Raw genomic sequence first — 1,621 nt, 5'->3', positions numbered from 1 at the left:
AAACCAGCTAATAGTTTGTCAATATTTTTCAATAAAAACTTAAAATATCTCATGCTATACTAAAAATGCGCATGCCAAATAACCTTCTATTATTCTGTTGTTGGAAGGTTTTGTGATATTTAGTTTAATTTGGTTTTAAGCTATATCTTGGAAAGTTGTTTTGCTTTTTAAAAGGGCAAATATCCAGTGTAAGAGCTTATTTACACAAGCAATTACAGCTACCTTAAAAGGTTTTCCTTCTTCACGTTTTTTATCATAGAACTCTCGTAATTTCTTATTTCGAGGAATAATTTCATCGCTTGTTTTACTCTTGCGACAGTCACGAATCGCACAACGAACAGCCATATATAAGGCGTGACGAAGCCTACTGGATCCTCTTTTCGTGATTCGGTTTCTGGTGGCTGTAAACTTACCAGATTCGAATACACTAGGATCAACTCCAGCGAAAGCTACGAGCTTTTTAGGATCATTAAATCGATCTATCTCCCCAATTTCTGAAATGATCGTTGCAGCGATCTTTTCACCGATACCAGGGATAGATTTGATAATATTATATTCTTCAACTTCTTTAGCGAGGGCATCTATCTCTGACTCTAACTTGGATAGGTGCTCTTTGTATTGAAGAATAATGTTTATATACATACCAAGACTCAAAATATGACTCTGATACAAAGTCTTTTCAAACGGATTTCGGTCTGCGGCAGCTTTGAGTTGAATAGCTTTTTCATTAGCCCATCTGTATGAACGGCTTTTACATAATTGAGCGATTTTGTCAGCTATGGTTTCAACGCTTGCCTCTAATATATCTTCAGATGAGGGAAACTCTGAAAGAGTTAACAGTGATACTACCGAATATAAGTCACCAAAAACCCCTCTATATTCAGGAAAGACCTGGTCCAGAATGGCTTGAAATTGTAGCTTTGTTTGGATTAATACCCCCGTTATATTCTCGTGCTGTCTGGTAAGATTTCGAAGGTTTAAAAGTTGAACTCCACGCTTTTTATATGGCTCAAGATCCTCTTTATAAAACAGCTCGCAGAGATGGTAAGCATCGACCGCATCTGTCTTTACTTTCCGAAGACTTGAACTTTTCGCCTTATAAGAAATCAGTGGATTAATGATGATCAATAAATATCCACGGTCCTCCAAGTATTGAACAACAGAGGAATGATAATGTCCTGTTGCTTCTAGGACGATAGGTGGTTTCTTACCTGTTTCTCTCTTTACGACCTCCAGAAACTCTACAAGTAAATCAAGACCTTCAATAGTATGAGAAACTTTAAAGCTCTTACGATATGGTTTGCCTTTATCCAAAAATGCCTGAACCTGACTTTCCCCTTTTGAAACATCCAGACCAATGACTGGATTCATTTAAAATCCTCCTCCTAAACTAGTAATTTGCCAGTACCCCTAATTCCTCCATGCAGTGTCACAGCTTCGCTTGTTATACGAGATCTATGTCCCAACCAGCCTCAATCATGTTTCTACAAGCAGGGGGCGAACCGTTTAGTTGACGGGGTCGAAGGCCCCACGGGCAGTTACGTTCTACCCTGGCTACTGATATAATAAGACCAAATAAAAAATGGTCAACCAGAAATATCTGGTGACCTTATAATACGAA

Annotated in this window: 1 protein-coding gene; it reads right to left on the bottom strand. The window is 38.2% G+C overall.

Going from position 1 to position 1,621, the window contains the following annotated elements; translation table 11 throughout:
- Positions 1–135: 135 nt before the first annotated feature.
- Positions 136–1,371 carry an IS110 family RNA-guided transposase gene (locus AC3WTL_RS25630; protein WP_072502019.1) on the bottom strand — a complete coding sequence of 412 codons (1,236 nt, stop codon included), beginning with the start codon at positions 1,369–1,371 and terminating at the stop codon, positions 136–138.
- Positions 1,372–1,621: the final 250 nt, after the last annotated feature.

The organism is Cytobacillus sp. EB106-05-05-XG126 (assembly GCF_058791715.1).
Note: the sequence above shows the minus strand (reverse complement) of the source record. Positions and strands in the feature narration are given on the sequence as shown.

What these genes read in the sequence shown, in the direction of transcription:
- AC3WTL_RS25630 (WP_072502019.1), bottom strand. Translation starts at nt 1,371, where the DNA reads ATGAATCCAGTCATTGGTCTGGATGTTTCAAAAGGGGAAAGTCAGGTT.